This window comes from Natrinema salsiterrestre (genome assembly GCF_029502005.1).
Classification (GTDB): Archaea; Halobacteriota; Halobacteria; order Halobacteriales; family Natrialbaceae; genus Natrinema; species Natrinema salsiterrestre.
In genome coordinates, this window is sequence record NZ_JAMQOT010000004.1 from 84,210 (window position 1) to 105,704 (window position 21,495).

Annotated in this window: 19 protein-coding genes and 1 tRNA gene; 11 read left to right on the forward strand and 9 right to left on the reverse strand. The window is 62.8% G+C overall.

What is annotated here, in order from left to right; translation table 11 throughout:
* Window positions 1-112: 112 nt before the first annotated feature.
* A complete protein-coding gene (locus tag NDI89_RS12345) occupies window positions 113-1,432 on the forward strand; it encodes a hypothetical protein (protein ID WP_277521912.1) in 1,320 nt (439 codons plus the stop codon).
* Between the two features lie 25 nt (window positions 1,433-1,457).
* On the opposite strand, the gene NDI89_RS12350 is transcribed toward NDI89_RS12345, so the two are convergent.
* The 7 genes from NDI89_RS12350 to NDI89_RS12380 are packed head-to-tail and all read right to left on the reverse strand — an operon-like array spanning window position 1,458 to window position 10,173.
* Window positions 1,458-2,207 (reverse strand): DUF7289 family protein, encoded by a 750-nt coding sequence (locus tag NDI89_RS12350; protein WP_277521913.1) that lies wholly within the window; start codon window positions 2,205-2,207, stop codon window positions 1,458-1,460.
* Window positions 2,207-2,686 carry a DUF7266 family protein gene (locus NDI89_RS12355; protein WP_425607760.1) on the reverse strand — a complete coding sequence of 160 codons (480 nt, stop codon included), beginning with the start codon at window positions 2,684-2,686 and terminating at the stop codon, window positions 2,207-2,209. Before NDI89_RS12355 ends, NDI89_RS12350 begins: the two co-directional genes overlap by 1 nt.
* Window positions 2,687-2,688: 2 nt before the next feature.
* Window positions 2,689-3,141 carry a hypothetical protein gene (locus NDI89_RS12360; protein ID WP_277521915.1) on the reverse strand — a complete coding sequence of 151 codons (453 nt, stop codon included), beginning with the start codon at window positions 3,139-3,141 and terminating at the stop codon, window positions 2,689-2,691.
* Window positions 3,135-3,755: a DUF7288 family protein gene (locus NDI89_RS12365; RefSeq protein WP_277521916.1), complete on the reverse strand. Its 621-nt coding sequence runs from the start codon at window positions 3,753-3,755 to the stop codon at window positions 3,135-3,137. Before NDI89_RS12365 ends, NDI89_RS12360 begins: the two co-directional genes overlap by 7 nt.
* Before the next feature lie 4 nt (window positions 3,756-3,759).
* Window positions 3,760-4,296 (reverse strand): DUF7287 family protein, encoded by a 537-nt coding sequence (locus NDI89_RS12370; RefSeq protein ID WP_277521917.1) that lies wholly within the window; start codon window positions 4,294-4,296, stop codon window positions 3,760-3,762.
* A gap of 1 nt (window position 4,297) precedes the next feature.
* Window positions 4,298-6,361 carry a type II secretion system F family protein gene (locus NDI89_RS12375; protein WP_277521918.1) on the reverse strand — a complete coding sequence of 688 codons (2,064 nt, stop codon included), beginning with the start codon at window positions 6,359-6,361 and terminating at the stop codon, window positions 4,298-4,300.
* Window positions 6,358-10,173 carry an ATPase, T2SS/T4P/T4SS family gene (locus NDI89_RS12380; RefSeq protein WP_277521919.1) on the reverse strand — a complete coding sequence of 1,272 codons (3,816 nt, stop codon included), beginning with the start codon at window positions 10,171-10,173 and terminating at the stop codon, window positions 6,358-6,360. Before NDI89_RS12380 ends, NDI89_RS12375 begins: the two co-directional genes overlap by 4 nt.
* Before the next feature lie 336 nt (window positions 10,174-10,509).
* Here NDI89_RS12380 and NDI89_RS12385 point away from each other — a divergent pair, with 336 nt between their 5' ends.
* The 8 genes from NDI89_RS12385 to NDI89_RS12420 all read left to right on the forward strand — a co-directional run bounded on the left by NDI89_RS12385 (window position 10,510) and on the right by NDI89_RS12420 (window position 19,174).
* On the forward strand, window positions 10,510-11,835 hold the full coding sequence (locus NDI89_RS12385; protein ID WP_345781971.1) for an ABC transporter substrate-binding protein: 1,326 nt from the start codon (window positions 10,510-10,512) through the stop codon (window positions 11,833-11,835).
* A gap of 23 nt (window positions 11,836-11,858) precedes the next feature.
* Window positions 11,859-12,752: a branched-chain amino acid ABC transporter permease gene (locus NDI89_RS12390; RefSeq protein WP_277521921.1), complete on the forward strand. Its 894-nt coding sequence runs from the start codon at window positions 11,859-11,861 to the stop codon at window positions 12,750-12,752.
* Window positions 12,749-13,939 carry a branched-chain amino acid ABC transporter permease gene (locus NDI89_RS12395; protein ID WP_277521922.1) on the forward strand — a complete coding sequence of 397 codons (1,191 nt, stop codon included), beginning with the start codon at window positions 12,749-12,751 and terminating at the stop codon, window positions 13,937-13,939. Before NDI89_RS12390 ends, NDI89_RS12395 begins: the two co-directional genes overlap by 4 nt.
* Window positions 13,936-14,703, forward strand: coding sequence for an ABC transporter ATP-binding protein (locus NDI89_RS12400; protein ID WP_277521923.1), 768 nt, complete (start codon window positions 13,936-13,938; stop codon window positions 14,701-14,703). The genes NDI89_RS12395 and NDI89_RS12400 overlap by 4 nt, the downstream gene beginning before the upstream one ends.
* Complete coding sequence (locus tag NDI89_RS12405; RefSeq protein ID WP_277521924.1) at window positions 14,700-15,416, forward strand: ABC transporter ATP-binding protein; 717 nt, start codon at window positions 14,700-14,702, stop codon at window positions 15,414-15,416. The genes NDI89_RS12400 and NDI89_RS12405 overlap by 4 nt, the downstream gene beginning before the upstream one ends.
* Before the next feature lies 1 nt (window position 15,417).
* Window positions 15,418-17,037 carry a long-chain fatty acid--CoA ligase gene (locus NDI89_RS12410; RefSeq protein ID WP_277521925.1) on the forward strand — a complete coding sequence of 540 codons (1,620 nt, stop codon included), beginning with the start codon at window positions 15,418-15,420 and terminating at the stop codon, window positions 17,035-17,037.
* The gene (locus NDI89_RS12415) at window positions 17,034-17,801 is read left to right on the forward strand and encodes an SDR family NAD(P)-dependent oxidoreductase (protein ID WP_277521926.1); all 768 of its coding nucleotides are present in this window, start codon (window positions 17,034-17,036) and stop codon (window positions 17,799-17,801) included. The genes NDI89_RS12410 and NDI89_RS12415 overlap by 4 nt, the downstream gene beginning before the upstream one ends.
* A 131-nt stretch (window positions 17,802-17,932) precedes the next feature.
* Window positions 17,933-19,174: an acyl-CoA dehydrogenase family protein gene (locus NDI89_RS12420; RefSeq protein ID WP_277521927.1), complete on the forward strand. Its 1,242-nt coding sequence runs from the start codon at window positions 17,933-17,935 to the stop codon at window positions 19,172-19,174.
* A gap of 240 nt (window positions 19,175-19,414) precedes the next feature.
* On the opposite strand, the gene NDI89_RS12425 is transcribed toward NDI89_RS12420, so the two are convergent.
* Both NDI89_RS12425 and NDI89_RS12430 read right to left on the reverse strand, forming a co-directional pair.
* Window positions 19,415-19,487, reverse strand: a tRNA-Arg gene (locus NDI89_RS12425).
* A gap of 16 nt (window positions 19,488-19,503) precedes the next feature.
* Window positions 19,504-19,818, reverse strand: coding sequence for a Sec-independent protein translocase subunit TatA/TatB (locus NDI89_RS12430; protein ID WP_277521928.1), 315 nt, complete (start codon window positions 19,816-19,818; stop codon window positions 19,504-19,506).
* Window positions 19,819-20,029: 211 nt separating this feature from the next.
* Between NDI89_RS12430 and NDI89_RS12435 the strand changes: the two genes are divergently transcribed.
* Entirely contained in the window at window positions 20,030-20,509 is a 480-nt protein-coding gene (locus NDI89_RS12435) for a redoxin domain-containing protein (RefSeq protein ID WP_277521929.1), read from the forward strand.
* A gap of 68 nt (window positions 20,510-20,577) precedes the next feature.
* Window positions 20,578-21,393, forward strand: a complete 816-nt coding sequence (locus NDI89_RS12440) for an HD domain-containing protein (RefSeq protein ID WP_277521930.1) — start codon at window positions 20,578-20,580, stop codon at window positions 21,391-21,393.
* Window positions 21,394-21,495 lie beyond the last annotated feature (102 nt).

Consider the following 21,495-nt stretch of genomic DNA (forward strand, 5'->3'; position numbering starts at 1 on the left):
CGCTTCTGAACCGACCACCGCAGAGAGTCGTATCCTCGATCCCGCCACGCCGGGTTCGGCCGCTGGAAGACAACCAGTTATTACATGACGGTTCGCCGAGTACACCCGACGAATGCCTTCGCTCGGCCTCCGTTCGTTCGTCGCTCGCAGCGCGGCGCTGGTCGATTCGTCCCCGCCGGAATCCCGTCAGGAAACCCGGACCTGGCTCGTCGAGCCGTTCCTCGAGACGCTCGGCTGGGACCTCCGTGCCGACTCGTGTGCGACCGACCGGACCGTCGACGAGACGCGACTCGCGTACGTGCCGACGATCGACGGCGTTCCCGCGCTGGTGGTCGCCATCGAGGCGTACGACGAGTCGCTCGAGAAGTCCCGAGCGAACGCGCTGCAGACGGTCATGGCCTGGACGGGCGTCGATCGCGCGATCTACACGAACGGTCGGGAGTACCTCCTGCTGTCCGGATCGACCGACGCCGACTCTCACGCGTTCACGCTCTCCGAACTCGCGGACAACGACTCCGCAGTCGGGGAGTACTCGAGAGCCACGGTCGGCCAGCGCCTCGAGCACCACTCCCGGACCCACGTCGCCAGACGGCTCGCTATCGAACGACCGCGGCTCGTCGATGCGATCGTCGATCAACTGCTGGCGGCTACCCGTCAGGGGGACGTGTACGCCGGCGAGCTCGAGTCCGCTGCCGAGCGGTTTCTCGACCAGCTCGTCGTCGCGTTCGCCGACGACGGCCCGGACGATCAGGAGACGACAGCGGACGTCTCGATTCGGTTCAGCGAGTCGGCGATTGCCGACGACGAGACGAGTACCGATCCCGACGCTCGATCCGGACCGACCGCTGAGGGACCGACCAGCGATGACGCCGCCGAGGACGAATCGAACGCGACCCGGCCCCGTTGGGAACGCACTTCCGACTCGAGCGAGGGCGCCGGCTTCGAGTGGGACACCGACGACACCGCTGGACCCGAGTCGGACGACCGAGCGGGAGCCACCGCTCGCGACACCGATGCCGAGGGCTCGAGCACTGACGCAGAGACGGACGCGCAAGCGGGTACCGAAGACGGAGGGACGGACGGAACGGGGGACGGCGAATACGTCGTCCGGTTTTTCAACGAGCGCGGCTCGATCGGGGCGATCGGCCACTCGACGCCGGAGGGGGCACTCGTGGGCACAGCCGAATACCTCTTCGACCGCGGGCTCTCGGGTGTCACAGTCCCCTGGAGCCCGGACGATAGCGACGACACAGTCCTGAACGCGGAACCGACCCACGCCGACGGGACGCCGATGAGTGCGCCGACGCAGCTCTCGAACGGACTCTATCTCGCCACCGCGGGCGACGTCGACGATCACGCTGCCCGCATCGAGGCCCTGGCCGCTCGCGCCGGGTTGCGAGCGATGCTGTCCGGGGACTGGGAAGCCGAGTGACGGAGTCGGAACGGGGTCGCCTCGCTCAATACTCGACGTCCACGTCGACGATCGTGACGACCACTCGGCCGGTGTCGTCGAACTCGCACGTGCCCGTGGTCCCGTCTCGCTCCCAGTCGCCGCTCTCGAGTGTCGAATTCCAGGCGGCGTCGTACTCCGTGTCCACGACGGAAACGTTCACGCGGTTTTGGTCAGTATAGACCTTGCTATTCCGATTTTCCACGGACATGGTGAATCCGAGTCCGCCGCTGGTCTGTATCGACCCCTCGTCCGCCGAAACGGTCACCAGAGAAACGACTGCGGTGTCATTCCCACAGCGGAGCTGTGGTCGTTTGAGGACGTGACTCCAGGTTCCCGATTCCTCCTGGCGGACGAGGCCGCCGCCTTCGTATACGATCCGCGTCCCGTCCGACGTGTACGCGAATTCGCCCAGGTCAGCGGTTTTCGTATCGTCGTCGAGCGAAATCTCGAGTTCCGTCCCACTGGGTCCGGTACTGGCTCTCCCCTCGCGAAGCGACAGTTCGCCGTACCGTTTCTCGATTCCGCCGTAGCGCAGGACGTCGTTGAAGTTGACCGTCAGCGCCTCCATTCCGCGTTCGGCGTTTCGAAGCTGTTCGTTCTCCTGATAATCTGTCATGGCCTGCATTCCCATCGTGGACAACAGCGCGACGGAGCTGAGGATGATCCCGAAGACGAGAATGAACGCGAGTACGTCGGAAACCGCACGGGTATCCGTCGAGTCTCGGCCAGTCGTCAGTGTGTCCGTCGTCTTCATTATGACCAGCTCCTGATTGAGATATCGGACCCGTCGTAGACGATTTCGATCGTCCCGCCGCGTGCCGAGCTCCCGTAATCGATGTCTTCCTCGGTCTCGATCGGGACGTGGACGACCACGTTGGTGTTCGATGCCGTCAGTATCAGACAATCAGTGGATCCATCGAGCAACGGGGCCTCACAGTCTTCGCCCAGCTCAACGGTGTATCGGGAGTTCGCGACCGTTCGCGGGTGGTCGGTCGTGATCGTCACGTTGTCAGTGCTCGTCGCCGCGATCTGATCGACGTTGCCGATCTCGTCTGCCATCCGTTCGCCGATCGTCTCGAGCGATGCCTCGGTACTGCGCTCTGTTTCCGTCTCGAGCATGGTTCCGGCACTCGTCAGCAGGCCGGCGATGAGGATCGTGGTGATCCCGATCGTCAGGACGTGCGTGACCGTGATCGAAACGCCACGGTCTCGTGCTGTGTGTCGTTCGATCATGGTCATTCGGTCGGGCAGTCCTCCGGCTCGATGGTCTTCTCCTGTTCGTAACTGAGACTGTTCGAATCGTACGTAATTATTACAGTTACAGAGTCTATGTCGGAAGCGGAAATGATGTTCGTAGTATCGAGGCTTACATTCACGGCTGTCGGTGTCGATTTCGCCGTCGTATTCTGATAGGCCTGGCTGAACTCCGTCACGTTCTCCTCTATAGGTGCAGAGGTCAAGCTACCGGTTAGGTCATCCTCGACTCCCGTAAGCATACAGCTAACACCCTGTTCGACCTCGTACTCGACTACGTCAGCGTTGCTCGCACTCTGTGTCGTTCCGCCGGAAGACAGGGTCTCCGTGTAGAGGGCGCCGTTGAAGACGACGACGATACCCAGAATGATGAACGCGAGTGTGATCGCGCCGATGAGGATCAGTTGCGCGCGATCGCGCGTGTGGCTCACCATAGTATCACCCGCACTTCCACGACGTTGTAGATGGCCGTCTCGTCGCCTGGATTCCATTGTGGGATCGATTCGTCGCCATCAGCCGCTGCTTCTTCAAGCGTGCGGTCATCACCATCCGCCGTAATGTTCTGGTCATTGTATAGCGTAACCGTATAACTCGCCGTCAGGGCACTGGCCGGTGGATTTCCTTGATAGACCAGCGTCTGATTGCTGCTATTGGTATGAAGTTCGACGTTGTAGCTCCACCCGGTCTCGCTGAATCGATCCTTCAGGAGATGGCCGAGGGCGGATTCGTTCGCAAATCGGTCTACGGAGTAGGTCCGATTGGATTCATCTGGTGCCGGAGGCTGGTCGGTATTGTTGAAACCGCCGGATCCGTTCCAGTACCGGGTCGTATTCGAGAGGTTCCCGTCCTGATTCGAAACGACCATCATATCCCGTGCCTCCTGCTGGACCTGCTCTTGGACCGTTCGATCGGCCAATCCGCCCGTCGTCGGCGTGATCACGACCGACTGTAGCGCGAAGAGGACCGCCAGCAGGACGACCATGGCACCGATGAACCCCTCGAGAGTGTAGGCCTGCCCGCGTTCGGTGGTAGTAGTTGAATCGGACATGCTATCACCAGACCCTCACGACGAGCCGACAGGCGGGATCACATTTATTACTGGCTGGATCGAGCGTAACGATGCGTGCGGAACTCGCTGCAGACTGGTCATCGTATACCTCCCCACCGGAAAGTTGGGATGTATCAACGGGATTTCCGTCGAACGTCTCGACACTTACGTTCACCCGATCGAAGACAACGTTGTCGCTGTCGCTCGCCCGAAGGCCGAGTTCGGCCGTTAGGTTCTCTTTCGCATATCGACTGCCGAACCCACCTCTGGCGATCTCATTTGGCGTCTCCGTCGAGACGTCGTGGACGATCAGATCCGCGATCCGGTCCGCTTGTGCCGTCTCCGCACCGCCGACGGAGGAGTCGTAGGGCGTTATGACCGACGGGAGAAACGAAAACACGAACGCGATCGCCAGCAGGAAGACGCCGATACCGACGGCGAAGTCCTGCGTGGTTTGTCCCCGATCGGCCAGCGAAATCGAAATCGTCCGCGGTCGCCTGGCGTCATCTCGGTTCGGATCCTGTGTCCGTTTCCCGATCATATTAGGCCACCAGCGTCCAGCCGATGAGTGCAACCGCGGACAGTCCGATCGCATATTTCAATCCACTGAGCAGGTCCGCGTCCCGGATGTACCCGCAGATGAACCCGGAAATAATCGCCTGCAATGTCACTGCGTGGAAGAACAACACCGACAGCATGTCGACGTTGATGTTCTCGCTGAAATTTGCTCCCTGGGCGGCGCCCCCTCCGCCACCGCCGCCACCGCCACCGCTATCGGCGGTTTCGAGACCGGCCATCGTATCGATAAACTGCGTCTTGAGGATCGCGATCACCGCGAGCACCGTCATGAACGTCATGATGATGATCACGATCTGCATCCGGGTTCGGGATTTCCGCTCGCGTTCGATGTCGTCGTGGTTCTCGCTCGCACGCGCAGCCGTCCGAAGGACGTCGGATATCTGGTTCGACGCTTCCTGGGCTTCGGTGACCAGTCGCGTGATCCGAGCGAGCCGCGGGATGTGATACTTGTTGTTGAACTCGATGAGTGCCTCCTTCAGGCTCGTCCCGTAGTTGACCTTCGTGTGCATCATCTCGAACTCACGGGCCAACTTGCCACTCGTCGTATCGGAGACCGCCTTGAGCGACTCGAGCAGCGTCAGCCCGGTGTCGTTGGAACTCGAGAGCTTCCGGAGGTCCTCCGAGAGCTGGTTGACGACGGAGTTTCGATGGCGAACGTTCCATTCTCGGAAGATTGCGAGTGGAAGTCCCATGATGTATAGCGGCAAGTATAGATAAATGAACGTTCCCCAGATAGGGTTCCGGAGGAGCTCGTCCCATGACATCGGCGTCATTCCGTTTACCATCGCGGTCACGACGAGAACGAGCGTCAGGGGAACGGTCAGTGCGAGAGTAACCAGCGGGTTATCCCGGAAGAAGAGGTGCGGCTTGCGCAAGACCTCGAGCGTTTCGTAGGTCCCCTCGCGGTTCTTGATCCGGTCGAAGACGCTGTGGGTCCCGGTGAACTGCTCGACGAGACCGAGACTCAGCAGTCCGTCGTTCTGGCCGGTTTCGGTTCGCTGCTCGGTGTTCCCCATCGAGAGGTAGCCGTCGCCGGGCTCGTCGTGTTTGACCGTCGAGACGAGGACGATAAAGCCGATCCCGATCATCGGAATCAGTCCGTAGACGGTCATGTAGAGCATATTGTTCGAGACCCCTGCGTTCGGGATCATCTGCATGATGACCATGATGATGATCAACAGGAGCGGGAACAGCGACAGCGTCATGTACATCTCCCCGAACAACTCGAGCGTTTCGAGGGTGAGTTCCTGTTCCTGTTTCGCGGTTCGCATGTGCTTTTCTTTCTTGTCCTCGAGGAAGCTCTCCATGTCGCCACCGCTGTTGACGATCGAGAGCATGTCGGTCAGGAACTGCGAGAGATCGTCGCTGGGGGTTTCGAGTGCCTGTTTCCGGATTGCGGTCCGGTAATCGATGTCGAAGTATTCGGTCTCTTTGACGATGCTCTGGAACTCGTTTGCGACCTCGCCGTAGGTGTCGTCGGCCTGCGCCATCGCCTCGATGATCTCGAGTTGGTTCAGCCCCCCGACCGACAGGGCGTACATGAACGAGACCGCGTCGGTCAGCAGCATATTGATTTCGCGCTTGCGGGCTGAGGCGCGCGAATAGGGGATCGCGACCATCGAGCCGAACCCGATCCCGAACCCGATCGAACCGAGTACCAGTCCGGTAAAGAGGACGACGGCCGGGACGCGAAGGAGCTCGATGATATCGAGGAGGAGCCCGGTACCGACCGGGATACCGATAATGGGCTCGTTCGAAAGGAGACCGATGGCGAAGACCGCATAGCCGAGCATCAGCCCGATCATCCAGAGACTGAACCCGCTGATAAAGCCGATTCCCAGCGCTCGAGAGAGGTAGAGTTCGACCGTATCGGTCATCCGCGCCTGTGCGAGTTTCGTCTCGACATCGGCGACGAATTCGCTGTCCTCACCGAACAACCGGTCGTACATCGGATAGAACCGATCGCCGAGGGCGTCGGAGCTGGCCGACATTCCCGACCCGCCACTGTCGTCGGTCTGGAGGCTCATGAGTCGGTCTCCTCGTCACGTCCGTCGTCGTCGAAGATACTGCCGTCGTTCTCCGACGATTCCGCCGACTCGTCGTCTCTGAAGATCGATTCCTCGTCCGACTCGCTCCCGTCGAACAGCGAGCCCTCGTCGTCGGCCGCGTCCGATTCGTCGTCATCGGAGAAGATCGAGTCGGATTCGTCGCCGAAGATCGAGTCATCGCCGTCCCCCGCCGATGCCGAGTCGTCGCGGGCGTCGTCCCCGTCTTCGGCGTCCGAGCCGTCCGGCGGGTCACCAGTGCCATCGTCGATATCGATCGTCGGCGGTTCGCGGTCGGTACCAGTAGTGGCCTCGTCGTCGGCACTGTCTCCTGTGTCGCCTGTCGCCGGCGAGTCACCGGCGCGTTCGTCCGGCTCTCCGCTCGCCGCTTCGCTGTCGATGTCGATCGTCGGCGGTTCGCGCTCGTCGGCCGATGCGTCACTCGAGGACGCACCATCGTCCGCCGGTGACCCCGAGGCGGATTCTCCCCCGTTCTCGAGTTGCTCGCCGAGGCTGTCCGTCGGCTCGTCGTCCGTAGCGTTCGGATCGAAGATCGAATCGAGATCGTCTTCCGGGAACATCGAGTCGAACCCGGCGGTATCGGTGTCCGTGCCGGTGGTGGCCCCCGCGTCATCGGTCGCGGTTGCCTGCCCCGCGTTGGCATCGTCGATCTTCTCGATCGTCTCTCCCATATCGTTGAACAGCCCACCGAGGTCACCGTCGTCGGCGTCGTCGGAGGGAAGTACCGTCGATTCGTTCGTCGGTCCACCTGACTCAGTAGCGCCAGCGTCGACCGTTCCACCCGCCGTGGCGCGGTCGACGGTATCGTCGCTCGGACCGGCCGGTACATCGGCGTCGAGCTCCGCCGTCGATTCCGTGGTCTCGGTTGCAGCGCCGTCCTGCGGACCGCTGCTCGAGTCGGATGCGGCACCCGCGCTGCCGGCCTCGAGTTCGCCGGCGACCGCGTCACTGTCGCCCGCTTCGACGGCTCCCGCGGTGTCACTTCCGCTGCTATCGACGTCGAACCCGGTGTCTTCGCTGAGCCACGCCGGCTCACCGCCGGCGTCGGCCGAAGCGCCTTCGCCGGCGAACGCCGTCGAGCTGTCGCCGAGTTCCCAGTCGCTCTCGTCGACGGTGTCGTCGACATCGCCGCCGAACTCGAACTCGTCGCTATCGGCCCGGTCGACGTCGATCGTGGTCTCTTCCTCGACGTCACCGAGCGCGCTCGCGAGCCCGCTCGGAACCTCGCCGCGGTACTGCTCGAACATCGACTCTTCGGCTCGTTCGAGGATGTCCATCGAGAGATTGTACGTCTCGCTGGTCGACTCCGGACGGGGAACGAGCTCCTCTTTCTCCGGATCGACGTCGATCAGGACGCTTTCCATCTCTCGGAGGTCCTCGAGACTGTCCTCGAGTTGCCCGTTCGCGATGAGCGTGAGGATGGTATCGGGGTCGTTGATGAAGGCCTGCACCGTCGCGGCGACCTGCGCGTACGTGTTCAGCCCGTTCTTGATGAGGTACGCGAGGATGACCTCGCGTTTGAACAGTTCCTCCTCGAGTTTCTCTTTGCTCCACCCGCGGTCGAACTGGATCTCCTCGAGGGTGTTCGAGTCCCCCATCTTGAGGTACTCGTCGGTCTCCGCCTGCCACTGGTAGACGTCCTGGACGTTGATCTCGTCGTGTTCGGCCTCGTAGTGGTTGATCTCCGTCAGCGACTTGTTCCGGCGGACCTTCTGTCCCTGCACCCGGGTCTGGGTCTGGATCGAGACCAGGTCCAGCGCCGTGAACATCGTCTTCGAGACGTTGATCGGGTCCGTCGTGAACCGCTTGAGCACTTCGTCGACGGAGTCGGCGTGGAACGTGGTGTAGGTGGTGTGCCCGGTCGACATGACCTGGAACAGCGTCCGGCCCTCCTCGCCACGGATCTCGCCCATCACGATGTAGTCTGGGCGCTGGCGCAGTGCGGCTTCCAGCAGGTCGAACTCGTCGACGTCGCCCTGCTCGTCGTCGGAGAACGAGGGTCGGGTGACGCTGGCGATCCAGTTGCGCTGTGGGAGTTCGACCTCGCGGGTGTCCTCGATGGAGACGATCTTCGCGCTCGAGGGGATAAACAGCGAGACGGCGTTCAGCGAGGTCGTCTTCCCGGACGCGGTACCGCCGGCGAAGATCAGGCTCTTGTGATTCTCGATGGCGAGCCAGAGGAACGCCATCTCGTCCAGCGAGAAGGTGTTCCAGTTGATGAGGTCGACCGGGGTGAACGGAACGTCCTTGAACTGACGGATGGTGTAGTTGGTCCCGTGGTCGGACACTTCCTTGCCGAGCGTTAGTTGCGCACGCGAGCCGTCCGGAAGCGTGGCGTCGACCTGTGGCAGTCGCTTGCTGATCCCTTTCCCCGAGCGCTGGGCGAGTTTGACGACGAAGTCGTCGAGCTCGTCCTCGCCGTGGTAGATGTTCGTGATGATCTGTTCGTACTCGGAGTGATAGACGAACACCGGCGAGTTGTACCCGTCGACGGAGATGTCCTCGACGTTGATGTCGTGTTTGATCCCGTCGATGCGCTCGTAGCCGATGAAATCGCGCTTGAGCAGGTACAGTAACTTTTCGACCTGATACTCGTTCAACGTGTCCGGATCGTCCGCGAGGACGGCCGGTTCGGGTCGGACTTCGATCCCCTCCAGTTGGCTCGGGCCGACGTCTTCGACCTCGACGTCCTCCGGATCGTCGAGGAGGCCGCGAACCGTCTCGAGCATGCTCTTCGATGCCTTCCCGGAGGTCGCCTCGAAGAGGTCGTACCGCTTCAACAGGCGACGGGTCTCGTCTTCGATGACGTCTCGGCGGCCGTCTTCGGTCGCTTTCTCTTTGATCCCGTCCTCGGAGTACTTGATCGCCTTCCGGAGCTTGCCCGAGAGGAACTCCTGGAGTTCCAGTTCGATCTCGTTCCGGTAGGGCTCGACCATGTAGTACTTCTTCTCGTTTTCCTTCTCCGAGTGGAAGATCACGACGCAGGCGTAGGGTTTGTTCACCCAGTAGCGCTCGACTTCGCGGAAGTGGGTCTTCTTTTCGAAGGGGACGGCCTTCTCGAGGTCGTAGCGGTTGACGACGGTCGTGTTGCCCGCGGCCGTGGAGAAGAATTCGTCTTCGTCGAGGTCTTCCTGGACGTTGACGGTCCGTTCGTCGACCGTGTCGTCGAGTTCCAGTGCGGTATCGTTGGCGGCTGCGAGCCGCTGTTCTAACGTGTCCGGATCGAACCCGAGGGCGTCCTCCTCGTCGTGAGGAACGATCTCGCCGTTACTGTCGCGGGGTCGACTCCCGTCGTCTTCGTAGTAGTACTCCCACTTGTAGTGCTCCCAGGACCAGATATCCTTGACGACCGGTGTCGTTTCCGGATCGACGTGGTCGAGGAAGAGCGCTTCGAGCGTTGCTGCGTGGTCGCCGGCCGATGGCAGCACGCGGTCCGTGAGATCGTCGGGGTGGTGACCGAGATACGATTCCGGATCGAACTCGACCCGGTTCCAGTCGTCCCCGCTGGGGACGGTCGACTCGGCGTCCGAGCTCGTGCTCAGTCCGAGTTGGCCGCTTGATTCGGTCTGTCCCGCATCCGGGTAGAGGGCGGACACGTCGTCGCCGTACCCGTACTCGTTCATGAACTCTTCCCAGGTGTACTCGCCGACGCTGACTCCCGAATTCGATGTCGGGTCAGCGGCAGAAGACCGCTCGTCCTCCGACGCAGAGTCGGATGGGTCCCCCTCAGAAAAGTCCCCGGCATCCGATTGGTCGGCCTCGTCAATAGCCATTGCGCTCAACTAACCTTCACCCCTCAAAAAACTCATCCGCCGATTACCAGGTTTGATAATCTTGAATACGCCGAATTTCGAGGGTCTCTCGTGTTACATGCCGGAAGTAATACATTAGGTGGGAAGTATTATCAATACAATATTGTGTCCGAAGATCGATAAAGTGTTCTATATTATGTGAAGTAATTATTATGTATATTGAGTCTATCAAATATAATTAGAAAATTGGAAAGTCGAAGACGGCGGTAGGAAATTCGACTGAAATTCGAGTAACTCAGACCAGGAAATGTGGGAATTTATACATCATGTTTATATATAGTCCTTACCCACGGTCTGATGTGGTTGACAGTGGTTGACAAGAACATTACACGAGATGCGGACGGAATCGGCTCATCGACGAGTGGGACCGGGTACGATCGGCGAACGATTTTGAAAACGGCAACGGCTGGCGCGGGACTCACGTCGATCGCCGGTTGTCTCGGCGGCGGCAGCGGTGGAAGCGGTAGCGTCACGCTGGGTGCGATGAACATCCTGTCCGGCTTCGCTTCGTTGTACGGCGAAGAAGCCGAGCGCGGGTACGATCTCGCCGTCGAGGAGATCAACAACAACGGTGGTATCGACGGGAACGACGTCGAGGTAATCGTACGTGACACGGAGGCGGACTCCGGCACGGCGACCCAGCAGATGACGAGTCTGATCGAGGAGGACGGCGTCGACGGGCTGATGGGGCTCGACAGTAGCGGTGTCGCACAGAACATCGCCCCGCAGATCAAGCAGAGCCAGATGCCGCTGATGATTACGCACGCGGCGACGCCGTACGTCACCTCCCCGGAGGGCGAGTCGGAGGATTCGGTGGGTAACGACTACGTCTTCCGGTGTTCGAACACCGTCGCCCACGACATGTACGGTGCCGCGCAGGTCGCGTCGGAACTCGACGCGACCGACTGGGCGACGATCGGTCCCGACTACGCGTTCGGGTACGACACCTGGGCCTATTTTCAGGCGTTCGCGGAAGGGATGGGCGTCGACGCCAATTTCACGACCGAGCAGTATCCTCCCCTCGCGACGAGCGACTACTCCCCGTACATCAGTTCCATCCTCGACGCGGAGCCGGACGCCGTCATTACGCCCCTGTGGGGCTCCGACCTGACGACGTTCCTCGGACAGGCCGAAGACTCCGGCTGGTTCGACCAGATCGACCACACGCTGTTCAGCGTCGGGATGGGGACGGATCTCCCCTCCGACGGGAGTCCGCTTCCCGAGGGCGAGTGGGCGTCTACCCGCTACGATCCCTTCGTTCCCGACACCGAGGAGAACAACACGTTCCTCGAGACCTACATGGAGGAGTACGACACCCTGCCGACGTACAACGCCGAAGGTGCGTACCGAGCAGTGTATCTGTACAAGAAGGCCATCGAGGAGGGCGGCAGCACGAACGCCGGCGATCTCGTCGATCAGTTCAGCGGGATGCAGCACACTGGTCCGGTCGGCGAGTACGAGTTCACCGAGACGAACCAGGCGTCGGTCGCGTCCATCTGGGGCGAGGTCACGTACTCGGACGAATACGAGAGTAACGTGCTCGAGCCGGTCGAACGGTACGAGGCCGCACCGGCCGACGTCCGAGGCGCACTCGAAGGCTCGGATCTGCCGCCGGGCCTGTAAACCCGATCAGCATCATTATTGCCATGAATCCTGTAAACATATTTCCACTCATCGGGGTCGGAGACGTCGTTATCGGTCTGAGCCTCGGGAGTCGGTTGTTCCTGATCGCCGTGGGCCTGAGCCTGATCTTCGGCGTGCTCGGCGTACTCAATTTCGCACACGGCGCGCTCTACATGCTCGGCGCGTACTTCGCACTGAGCGTCGTGACGAACGTGGTCGATAACTTCTGGCTGGCGATCGTCGTCGGCGCGATCGCAGTCGGGATCGTCGGGGCCGCGATCGAGGTGGTAACGATCCGGCCGCTGTACGAACGCGCCGAGAGCGATCTCGACCAGTTGATCGTCACGTTCGGCTTCGTCCTCATTACACACGAGGCCGTTCGGTTCATCTGGGGATCACAGCCGTACTCGACGCCGATGCCGGACGCGCTCAATTTCACCATGTCGATCGGCGGCAGTCAGTTCACTGCCTATCGGCTGTTCGTCGTCATCGCAGCGGCGCTGGTGATGGTCGGTCTCTGGCTGTTCATCAAACGAACGTACTTCGGCTCGCTGGTCCGCGGAACCTCGTCTGACCGGGAGATGGCGTCGATGCTCGGCGTCGACGTACCGCGGCTATACACCGCAGTCTTCTTCGCAGGAAGCTTCCTCGCGGGACTCGGTGGTGCCCTCGCCGCTCCGATGCAATCGATCGGACCCAATCTAGGCGAGGCAGTCATCATCGACGCGTTCATCATCGTCGTCATCGGCGGCCTCGGGTCGCTCTCGGGCGCCTTCGTCGGCGCGATGTTCGTCGGCATGATGCAGAGCATCGTCCCCCAGTTCTTCGATGCCGGCAGTATCGCAGTGCCGTTCCTCGCTATGGTCATCGTATTACTCCTCAAACCGGAAGGACTGTTCGGAGGGATCGGTGAATGAGTACGCAAAACGACGGTCTCGTCGACCGAATCGGGAACGTCGGACGCCAGGCGATCGGCAACGGCTGGACGACCGAGCGGTTCGCGCTGCTCGGCCTGCTCGCCCTCGTCGTCGTCTCCGTCGGCCCGCAGTTCCAGGTCTACCTCTTCACCGAGTTCCTGATCATCGCGCTGTTCGCCGTCGCGTTTAACCTCCTGTATGGCTACACCGGGTTGCTCTCGTTCGGTCACGCGATGTTCTTCGGCGCGGGCGCGTACGGGCTCGCGATCGTACTTCGCGACTACCAGTCGGCGATCGCCGAGATCGTCGGCACCGGACTCGCCCCGCTCGCCACCTTCGTCGTCGGCGGGATCGCCGGCGTCGCTCTGGCACTCCTGATCGCGATCCCCGTCGGCTACCTCAGCGTCCGCCTCGAGGAGATCTACTTCGCGCTGATCACCCTCGCCTTCGGGATGCTGTTCTACTCGCTGCTCCTCCAGGACCCCTACGGGCTCACCAACGGCTCCGACGGCATCTTCGTGGCGCTCGGCGGGGTCGAACTCGGCGGAACGGAGTTCAGACTCGCCGGCCGCCGGATCTACTACTACATCACGGCGACGGTCGTGACGATCTCGATTTACGGCATCTGGCGGATCGTCAACTCGCCGTTCGGAACGATCTGTAAGGCGCTCCGCGAGAGTCCCGACCGAGCCGCGGCCCTCGGGATCAACGTCAGCGTCCACCGCTGGATGACGTTCATCGTCTCGGCGCTGTTCGTCAGCATCGCCGGCGTGTTGATCGCCGGCTTCTCGAGCGTCGCGACGCCCAACGAAGCCCACTGGTCGATGAGCGCGACGCCCGTCGTCGCGACCGTCATCGGCGGTGCGAGCTACTTCGGCGGACCGATCGTCGGCGCGTTCCTCTATCACTACGTCCGCTGGGGAATCAGCCGATTCCCGGCGCTCGAGGCCTACTGGGAGCTGTTCTTCGGCATCATGCTCATCGTCGTCGTCCTCTACTTCAAGCAGGGGGCGGCCGGCGGACTGGCCATGGTCGGTGCGTGGCTCCGGAACGTGCAGGCGGCGTACGACCGCGGCGGCGCGAACGCCGCGACGGCGTTCGTTCGCGAATCGATCGGCGAGAAACTCGGAAGTATGATGTCACGATCCACCACCGGACGATCCGACGACGGGGGTACTGACCGATGACGACTGTCCTCCGAACCGAGGAACTCCGCAAGCAGTTCGGTGACCTGGTCGCGACCGACGACGTCAGTCTCGAGTTCGACGACCAGCACGTCACCAGCATCATCGGTCCCAATGGGGCCGGGAAGACGACGTTCTACAACCTCCTCACGGGGGTGTTGCAGCCGACCAGCGGCGAAATCTGGCTCCGAAAGGACGGCGACATGACCGAGATCACCGACGCGGAACCGCACGAGGTCGCACGCAGCGGTCTCTCGAGGTCCTACCAGATCACGAACATCTTCGAGGGGCTGACGGTCCGCGAGAACCTGCAGGTCGCACGGATCGCCCACGAGGGACGGACGTTCGACATGCGCTCGCGTCCGGACGCCGACGAGGAGCTCAACGAGGAGATCGACGACCTGATGGAGCTCACCAACTTGACGGAGATCGCCGAGACGAAGTGCGATACGCTGAGTCACGGCGAGAAGCGCAACGTCGAGATCGCGCTGGCGCTGGCCATCGAACCGTCGGTGTTCCTCCTGGACGAGCCGACCGCGGGAATGAACCCGACCGAGACGGAGGAGATCGTCTCGCTGATTCGGGAACTGAATCGGGACATCGACGCGACGTTCATCGTCACCGAACACGACATGGGCGTCGTCACTGACATCTCCGATCGGATCGTCGTCCTCGCGGAGGGTGCGGTGCTCGCCGACGGCGAGCCGGAGGCGGTACTGAGCGACGAACGAGTGACCGAAGCCTACCTCGGAAGTGAGACCGTATGACCGTTCTCGAAATCGACGACATCGACACCTACTACGGCAACAGCCACATCCTCCACGACGTCTCGCTGGACCTCGCGGAGGGGGAGGTCGTCGCACTGCTCGGCCGGAACGGAGCCGGGAAGACGACCACGATGCGCTCGATCATGGGAGCCACCCCGCCGCGACGCGGCAGTATCAGATACCGCGGCGAAGAGATCGTGGGGAAATCGCCGGACGAGATCAACGAACTCGGGATCAATCTCGTTCCCGAGGATCGGCGCGTCTTCCCGACGCTGACGGTCCACGAGAACATCGTCCTCGCACACAAGCTCGCGGACGACCCCCGACCCGTCGAGGAGATGTACGAGCTGTTCCCGATCCTCGACGACCTGCGGTCGAACAACGGCCAGAACCTGAGCGGCGGCGAACAACAGATGCTCGCGGTCGCTCGGGCACTGGTCCAGCGGCCGTCGACGCTGTTACTCGACGAACCGACCGAGGGGCTGGCCCCCGTCATCGTCGACGACCTGCGCGATATGCTTCAGGACGTCGTCGAGCAGGACGTGACCGTCCTGCTCTCCGAGCAGAACGTCAACTTCGCGTTCGATCTCGCGACGCGGGGGTACATCATCGACACCGGGTCGATCGTCTTCGAAGGCTCCATCGACGAGATCCGCGAACGCGACGATCTGCTCGAGAAGTACCTCGCCGTCTCGCCGGAGGAGGTGGCCTGACGTGACCGACCTGACGATCCGCCCGTTCTTCTGGCGGCCGACGAACCTCTTTCCGGAGACCCGACTCGTCTCTCGGACGCACGACGGGACCGTCGATACGTCCTACGGGGAGTTCGGCGAACGCGTCAGGTCGCTGCTGGCCGCGCTGGCGGATCGCGGCTTCGGTCCCGGCGACCGGATCGGGACGTTCGGGTGGAACCATCATCGCCACCTCGAGACCTACTACGCCGCCCCCCTGTCGGGCGCGCAGTTGCACACGATCAACGTCCAGCTCGGCGACGAGGACATCGTCTACATCGTCGAGGACGCCGACGATGACGTCCTGTTCGTCGATCCGGGCGACCCCTTCGAGACGATCGAGCGACTCTGGTCGGAGCTCTCCGTCGAACAGGTCGTCGTGATGGACGAGACGGTTCCCGAGACCGACGTGGACGCCGTCGCCTACGAGGACCTGATCGCGGAACACGAGCCGATCGCGGAGTCCGAGATGCCCGAGCTCGAGGAGGAATACCCCGCCGGCATGTGTTACACCTCCGGCACCACGGGCCGGCCGAAGGGCGTGGAGTACACCCAGAAGATGATCTACGCCCACGCGATGATGGTGATGACCCCCGCCGGCCTCGGCATCGAGGAGGGAGACGTCGTCATGCCCGTCGTCCCGATGTTCCACGTCAACTCCTGGGAGTTCCCCTACGCGGCGACGATGGCCGGCGCGACGCAGGTCTACCCCGGCCCGTCGCCGAGCGCCGCCGACCTGCTCGAGTTGATCGAACGCGAGGGCGTCACCATGACCGCCGGCGTCCCGACGGTCTGGATCAACTTGCTCGAGCACGTCGACGAGCACGGCGGCGACCTCTCGAGCCTCGAGCGGATCGTCGTCGGCGGCAGCGCCGCCCCCGAGGAGATGATGCGCCGCTACGACGAGGAGTTCGACGTCACCGTCGAACACGCCTGGGGGATGACCGAGACGATGAGCATCGGCTCGGTCTCCCGGCCGAAATCCAGCATGGCCGACTGGGATCCGAGCCGGAAGTACGAGAAACGCCGGAAACAGGGCCTGCTCTCGCCCGGCCTCGAGATGCGCGTGGTCAACGACGCCGGCGAGGACGTCCCGTGGGACGGCGAGTCCGCGGGCGAACTCCTCGTTCGTGGGCCGACCGTCATCACGGAATACTACAACCGTCCGCAGGCGAACGAGGAAGACTTCGAGGGTGACTGGTTGAAGACCGGCGATATCGTCTCCGTCGACGAGGACGGCTACATCGAGGTCGTCGACCGAGCGAAGGACGTCATCAAGAGCGGCGGCGAGTGGATCTCCTCGATCGCGCTCGAGAACGCCCTGATGGCCAATCCGGACGTCGTCGAGGCGGCGGTCGTCGGCGTTCCCCACGAAAAGTGGCAGGAACGACCGCTCGCGACGGTCGTCGCTGCCGAGGACGCCGATCCCGACGAGGAAGAGTTGCAGAACCACCTCCGGGAAACGCTCGAGCAGCCCGACTGGTGGCTTCCGGACGAGATCCGCGTCCTCGAGCGAATTCCCAAGACGGCGACGGGGAAGTTCGACAAGCAGGGACTGCGCGAAAAGCTTGACGTGGACACCGCCGAAACGGAGGACCGATGAGCGAGTTATTCGATCTCGACGGACGGGTCGCAGTGGTAACGGGCGGCGGACGCGGCATCGGCCGCGCCATCGCCGTCGAACTGGCGAACGCGGGGGCTGCGGTCGTCCCGAGCGCGCGCTCGACGGACGAAATCGAGGCCGTCGCCGCGGACATCGAGGACGCGGGCGGCGACGCGCTCGCCGTCCCCGCCGACGTAACGGATCCCGACGCCGTCCGCAACGTCATCGACCGCGCCGCCGACGAGTTCGGCGGCGTGGACATCGTCGTCAACAACGCCGGCTTCAATCCGGACGACGCGCTCGGCCGGCCGGAAGACGTCGAGACCGAGAGCCTCGACCGCGTGCTGGACGTCAACCTGAACGGTGCCTACGAGGTCACGCACGCGGCGGCAGACCATCTCCTCGAGAGCGACGGGGGCTCCGTCATCAACGTCGCCAGCGTCGGCGGCCTGGTCGGGCTCCCGCGTCAGCACCCCTACGTCGCCTCGAAACACGGGCTCGTCGGCCTCACGAAGAGCATGTCCCTGGACTGGGCCCCCGAGGTCCGGGTCAACGCCGTCGCGCCGGGCTACGTCTCGACGGAACTGACCGAGGAACTCGAGGGGAACGAACAGCTTCGACAGTCGATCGTCGACCGCACCCCGCTCGATCGGTTCGCCGACCCCGAGGAGATCGCCGGCCCGGTCGTCTTCCTCGCGAGCGACGCCGCGAGCTACGTGACCGGCTCGGTGCTCGCGGCCGACGGCGGCTGGACGGCGCGCTAGAAGTCCGACCTTCCGCGCGTTCGAACCGATCACGTTCGGCCGATTCCGTTTTCGATGAAAAATCACGGGGGTAGTTGCGACCGTCTGGAAGTTCTCCGAACGCTTAGCCTTCGAGCGGGGCTATCTCCGGTATGCGATACAATGACAGTGACCGGGCGCGCGAGGTCGCCGAGCGTGCCAACGACTTGATGGAAGAGGTCGTCCTGCCGATCGAACGCGAGCGAGCCGGCGGGATGGCCGTCTCGAGCGGCACCGTCGCGGAGCTCCGCGAGGCCGCCCGCGAATACGACGTCTACGCACCGCAGATCCCCGAGGAGTACGGCGGCATGGGGCTGAGCTTCCGCGATTCGCTGCCCGCCTTCGAGGAAGCGGGCCGCAGTCTTCTCGGTCAGGTCGCGATGCGCGTCGACGCGCCCGACGAGGGGAACATGCACCTCCTCGAGCTCGCCGGCGACGAGTTACAGAAGGAAACCTACCTCGAGCCCCTCGTCGCGGGCGACATCAGGTCCGGCTTCTCGATGACCGAGCCGATGCAGGGTGCCGGTTCGGACCCGAAGATGATCCAGACCCGTGCAGAGAGAGACGGCGACGAGTGGGTCATCGACGGCCACAAGTGGTGGACGACGCAGGGCGTCGAGGCCGACGTGCTGATCGTCCTCGCGCGGACCGACCCGGACGCCCATCCTTACGAGGGCTGTTCGCTCTTTCTCGTGCCGGCCGACGCCGACGGCGTCGACGTCATCCGCGACGTTCCCCACATGGGCGGCGGCGGGCACGGTATCTCCCACGCCGAAATCCGGTACGACAACGTTCGCGTTCCGGAAGAACACCTGCTCGGCGATCTGAATCAGGGGTTCGTCCACGCGCAGGAGCGACTCGGGCCCGCCCGACTGACCCACTGTATGCGCTACTCCGGCATGGCCCAGCGCTCGCTCGACATCGCGAAGGCCTACACGAGCGAACGCGAGGGGTTCGACTCCGCGCTCTCGGACAAGCAGTCCCTTCGCCACCGGATCGCCGACGCCGAGACGAAACTCCACATGGCCCGGACCGGGATCCGCGACGCCGCCGACCGGATCGCCGCCGGCGACGAAGCCCGCGTCCCCGTCTCGATGTGCAAAGTGTTCACCGCGAACGTCACTCAGGACGCCATCGACCTGGCCGTCCAGTGTTGCGGGGCGAACGGCATCGGCAAGGACCTCCCGCTGTCCGACTTCTACGAGTCCGTCCGGCAGTTCCGCATCGTCGACGGCGCCGACGAGGTCCACCGCCGCGTCATCGCTCGTGCGGCCTTCGAGGACGTTCCCGAGGAGGAACTCGAGCCGCTGACCCGCTTCGGTGACCCCAACCGGGAACGGAGCGGCGGACACTGACGACGAGTCCGGTGGTCCTCCGTCGATCGTTTCCGTCTCCGATGTGTGTTTACTGTTTGCATGGGATAGTCGTCTAGACCGTGACGGGTCGAAATCCTCGAGACCCGTCGCTACTCGTCGCTCGAGTGGAACGTAAACAGGCGTGGCGGGATTCGAACCACGCGAACGGCTCGCTTCGCTTCCCGTTCTCTCATTCGAATCCGCCATGCCGATTCACTCGCCACTCCGTGGCTCGTTGCACGGGCGTGGCGGGATTCGAACCCACGATCAGAAGGTTAGGAACCTCCTGCCCTATCCGCTAGGCCACACGCCCCGGTCGAAAAAGAACGTCAGTTGGTTTCCGTCTCGGTCTCGGTTCCGGTCTCGCCGGCCGTCTCCTCGTCGGTGGTGACGGGTTCCGTGTCGACGAACTCCTCGTCGTCGGAGTCCGTCTCGCTGACGGTGCCGCCCTCTCGCATTTCTTCGAGCTCCGTTTCGACTTTCTCGCGCCCCTTCTGGAACTCACCCATCGCCTCACCGGTCGATCGTGCCAGCTTCGGGATCTTGTTCGCCCCGAAGAGCAAGACCGCGATGACGAGAATGATGGCGAGTTCCGGAGGCCCCATGCCGCCGGGAATGAACAGCGGTGCAATTTCGGCTACCATCTCTATGCGTTGCTTACCCGCTGGCAATTATAACCTTTTTGGACCACTGAGATAAGCAAGCCCCCGCGACAGTCCGTTTGCGAACGATATTCGCCGGCGCGTGTGAAACACACGACAAGAGGGTGAACGATAGCGGTTCGGCATCGTCACTGGAAGTCCAATCGTTCCGCAAACGAAACTGTCTTTCCGCCTAACACGCTATAGACGGACGATGGTAACAACCGGAGACGCCGCGCCCGACTTCACCGCACCGCTCGCAAACGGCGACATCGAAGAGTTCACCCTCACCGACGCGCTCGAGACCGACGCGCCGATCGTCCTCGCCTTCTTCCCCGGCGCGTTCACCAGCGTCTGCACGACCGAGATGTGTGCGTTCCAGGACCGTCTGGCCGCCTTCAATGACCTCGACGCCACGGTCTACGGCATCAGCCGCGACTCGCCGTTCACGCTCAACGAGTTCCGCGAGCAAAACGACCTCGAGTTCGGCCTGCTCAGCGACTACAATAAGGAGATCACCGACGCCTACGGCATCTCGATGGACTTCGCCGATCTGGGCGTCTACGGCGTCTCCAAGCGATCGGTGTTCGTCATCGACGCCGACGGCGAGATCACGTACTCGTGGGTCAGCGACGACCCCGGCGTCGAACCCGACTACGACGAGGTCGAGGCGGCCGTCGAAGAGCTCGCCTGAGCCGTTCCACGCACCCGCGAACGCGCGACCGTCGCAGGTCTTTTTTAGTCCGCAGCCGACGTTCACCCATGAGCGACCCCGCCGCCGACGACGGTTCCCGCCGCGTCTACGCTCCCGACGCCGATCACAACTTTCCCGACGCGAAACTCAACGCCGTCCTCGAGTTCGTCGACGACGACGAGGAGATCACGACCTACCTCGAGGCCCAGAACGTCAACGCGGTCGATCGGATGCGGTACAACGATCACGGCGCGAAGCACATCGAGATCGTCCGCAACCGAGCGCTGTGTCTGTACGACCTACTCAAGGCCGGCGACGTCGACTTCAACGGTGCGCGTCAGCAGGGACTCGACGAGGAGGACGAAGCGGTCATCATCGCGCTCGCGGCGACCCTCCACGACGTCGGTCACGTCGTCCACCGCGACAGTCACGCCTACTACTCGATCCCGCTGGCCGCGGACATCCTCGACCGGGTCCTCCCCGAGTTCTACGACGTCGCCGATACCGTCCGGATGAGAGGCGAGGTGCTCCACGCCATCCTCTGTCACCACACGGCCGAGACGCCGCTGACCACCGAAGCGGGCGTCATCCGCGTCGCCGACGCCCTCGATATGGAACGAGGGCGCTCGCGGATCCCCTACGAATCCGGCGGCCGCGGAATCAACACCCTCTCGAGTCAGGCCATCAGTCGCGTATCGCTCCAGCGGGGCGACACCACGCCCGTCATGGTCGAAATCGCGATGACCAACGCCGCCGGCGTCTACCAGGTCGACAACCTGCTCAAGGCCAAGCTCAAAGACTCCGGTCTCGAAGACCAGATCCGAATCGTCGCCCTCAACACGAACGAGAACCGCGAGCAGTTGGTGGAACGGATCGAGCTCTAGAAACGAACTTTTGCGCTGCGGGCGCGGCTTCGCCGCGCCCTCGGCAAAACTTCGATGAAAAGCACTCCTCCTTCCGTTCCGGACGCATAGCGTCCTCCACAT

Coding starts and splice junctions, on each gene's coding strand:
- NDI89_RS12415 (WP_277521926.1), top strand. CDS start 17,034: ATGAGCGAGTTATTCGATCTCGACGGACGGGTCGCAGTGGTAACGGGC.
- NDI89_RS12405 (WP_277521924.1), top strand. CDS start 14,700: ATGACCGTTCTCGAAATCGACGACATCGACACCTACTACGGCAACAGC.
- NDI89_RS12430 (WP_277521928.1), bottom strand. CDS start 19,818: ATGGTAGCCGAAATTGCACCGCTGTTCATTCCCGGCGGCATGGGGCCT.
- NDI89_RS12435 (WP_277521929.1), top strand. CDS start 20,030: ATGGTAACAACCGGAGACGCCGCGCCCGACTTCACCGCACCGCTCGCA.
- NDI89_RS12400 (WP_277521923.1), top strand. CDS start 13,936: ATGACGACTGTCCTCCGAACCGAGGAACTCCGCAAGCAGTTCGGTGAC.
- NDI89_RS12395 (WP_277521922.1), top strand. CDS start 12,749: ATGAGTACGCAAAACGACGGTCTCGTCGACCGAATCGGGAACGTCGGA.
- NDI89_RS12390 (WP_277521921.1), top strand. CDS start 11,859: ATGAATCCTGTAAACATATTTCCACTCATCGGGGTCGGAGACGTCGTT.
- NDI89_RS12440 (WP_277521930.1), top strand. CDS start 20,578: ATGAGCGACCCCGCCGCCGACGACGGTTCCCGCCGCGTCTACGCTCCC.
- NDI89_RS12375 (WP_277521918.1), bottom strand. CDS start 6,361: ATGAGCCTCCAGACCGACGACAGTGGCGGGTCGGGAATGTCGGCCAGC.
- NDI89_RS12350 (WP_277521913.1), bottom strand. CDS start 2,207: ATGAAGACGACGGACACACTGACGACTGGCCGAGACTCGACGGATACC.
- NDI89_RS12370 (WP_277521917.1), bottom strand. CDS start 4,296: ATGATCGGGAAACGGACACAGGATCCGAACCGAGATGACGCCAGGCGA.
- NDI89_RS12365 (WP_277521916.1), bottom strand. CDS start 3,755: ATGTCCGATTCAACTACTACCACCGAACGCGGGCAGGCCTACACTCTC.
- NDI89_RS12355 (WP_425607760.1), bottom strand. CDS start 2,686: ATGATCGAACGACACACAGCACGAGACCGTGGCGTTTCGATCACGGTC.
- NDI89_RS12360 (WP_277521915.1), bottom strand. CDS start 3,141: ATGGTGAGCCACACGCGCGATCGCGCGCAACTGATCCTCATCGGCGCG.
- NDI89_RS12380 (WP_277521919.1), bottom strand. CDS start 10,173: ATGGCTATTGACGAGGCCGACCAATCGGATGCCGGGGACTTTTCTGAG.
- NDI89_RS12345 (WP_277521912.1), top strand. CDS start 113: ATGCCTTCGCTCGGCCTCCGTTCGTTCGTCGCTCGCAGCGCGGCGCTG.
- NDI89_RS12420 (WP_277521927.1), top strand. CDS start 17,933: ATGCGATACAATGACAGTGACCGGGCGCGCGAGGTCGCCGAGCGTGCC.
- NDI89_RS12385 (WP_345781971.1), top strand. CDS start 10,510: ATGTGGTTGACAGTGGTTGACAAGAACATTACACGAGATGCGGACGGA.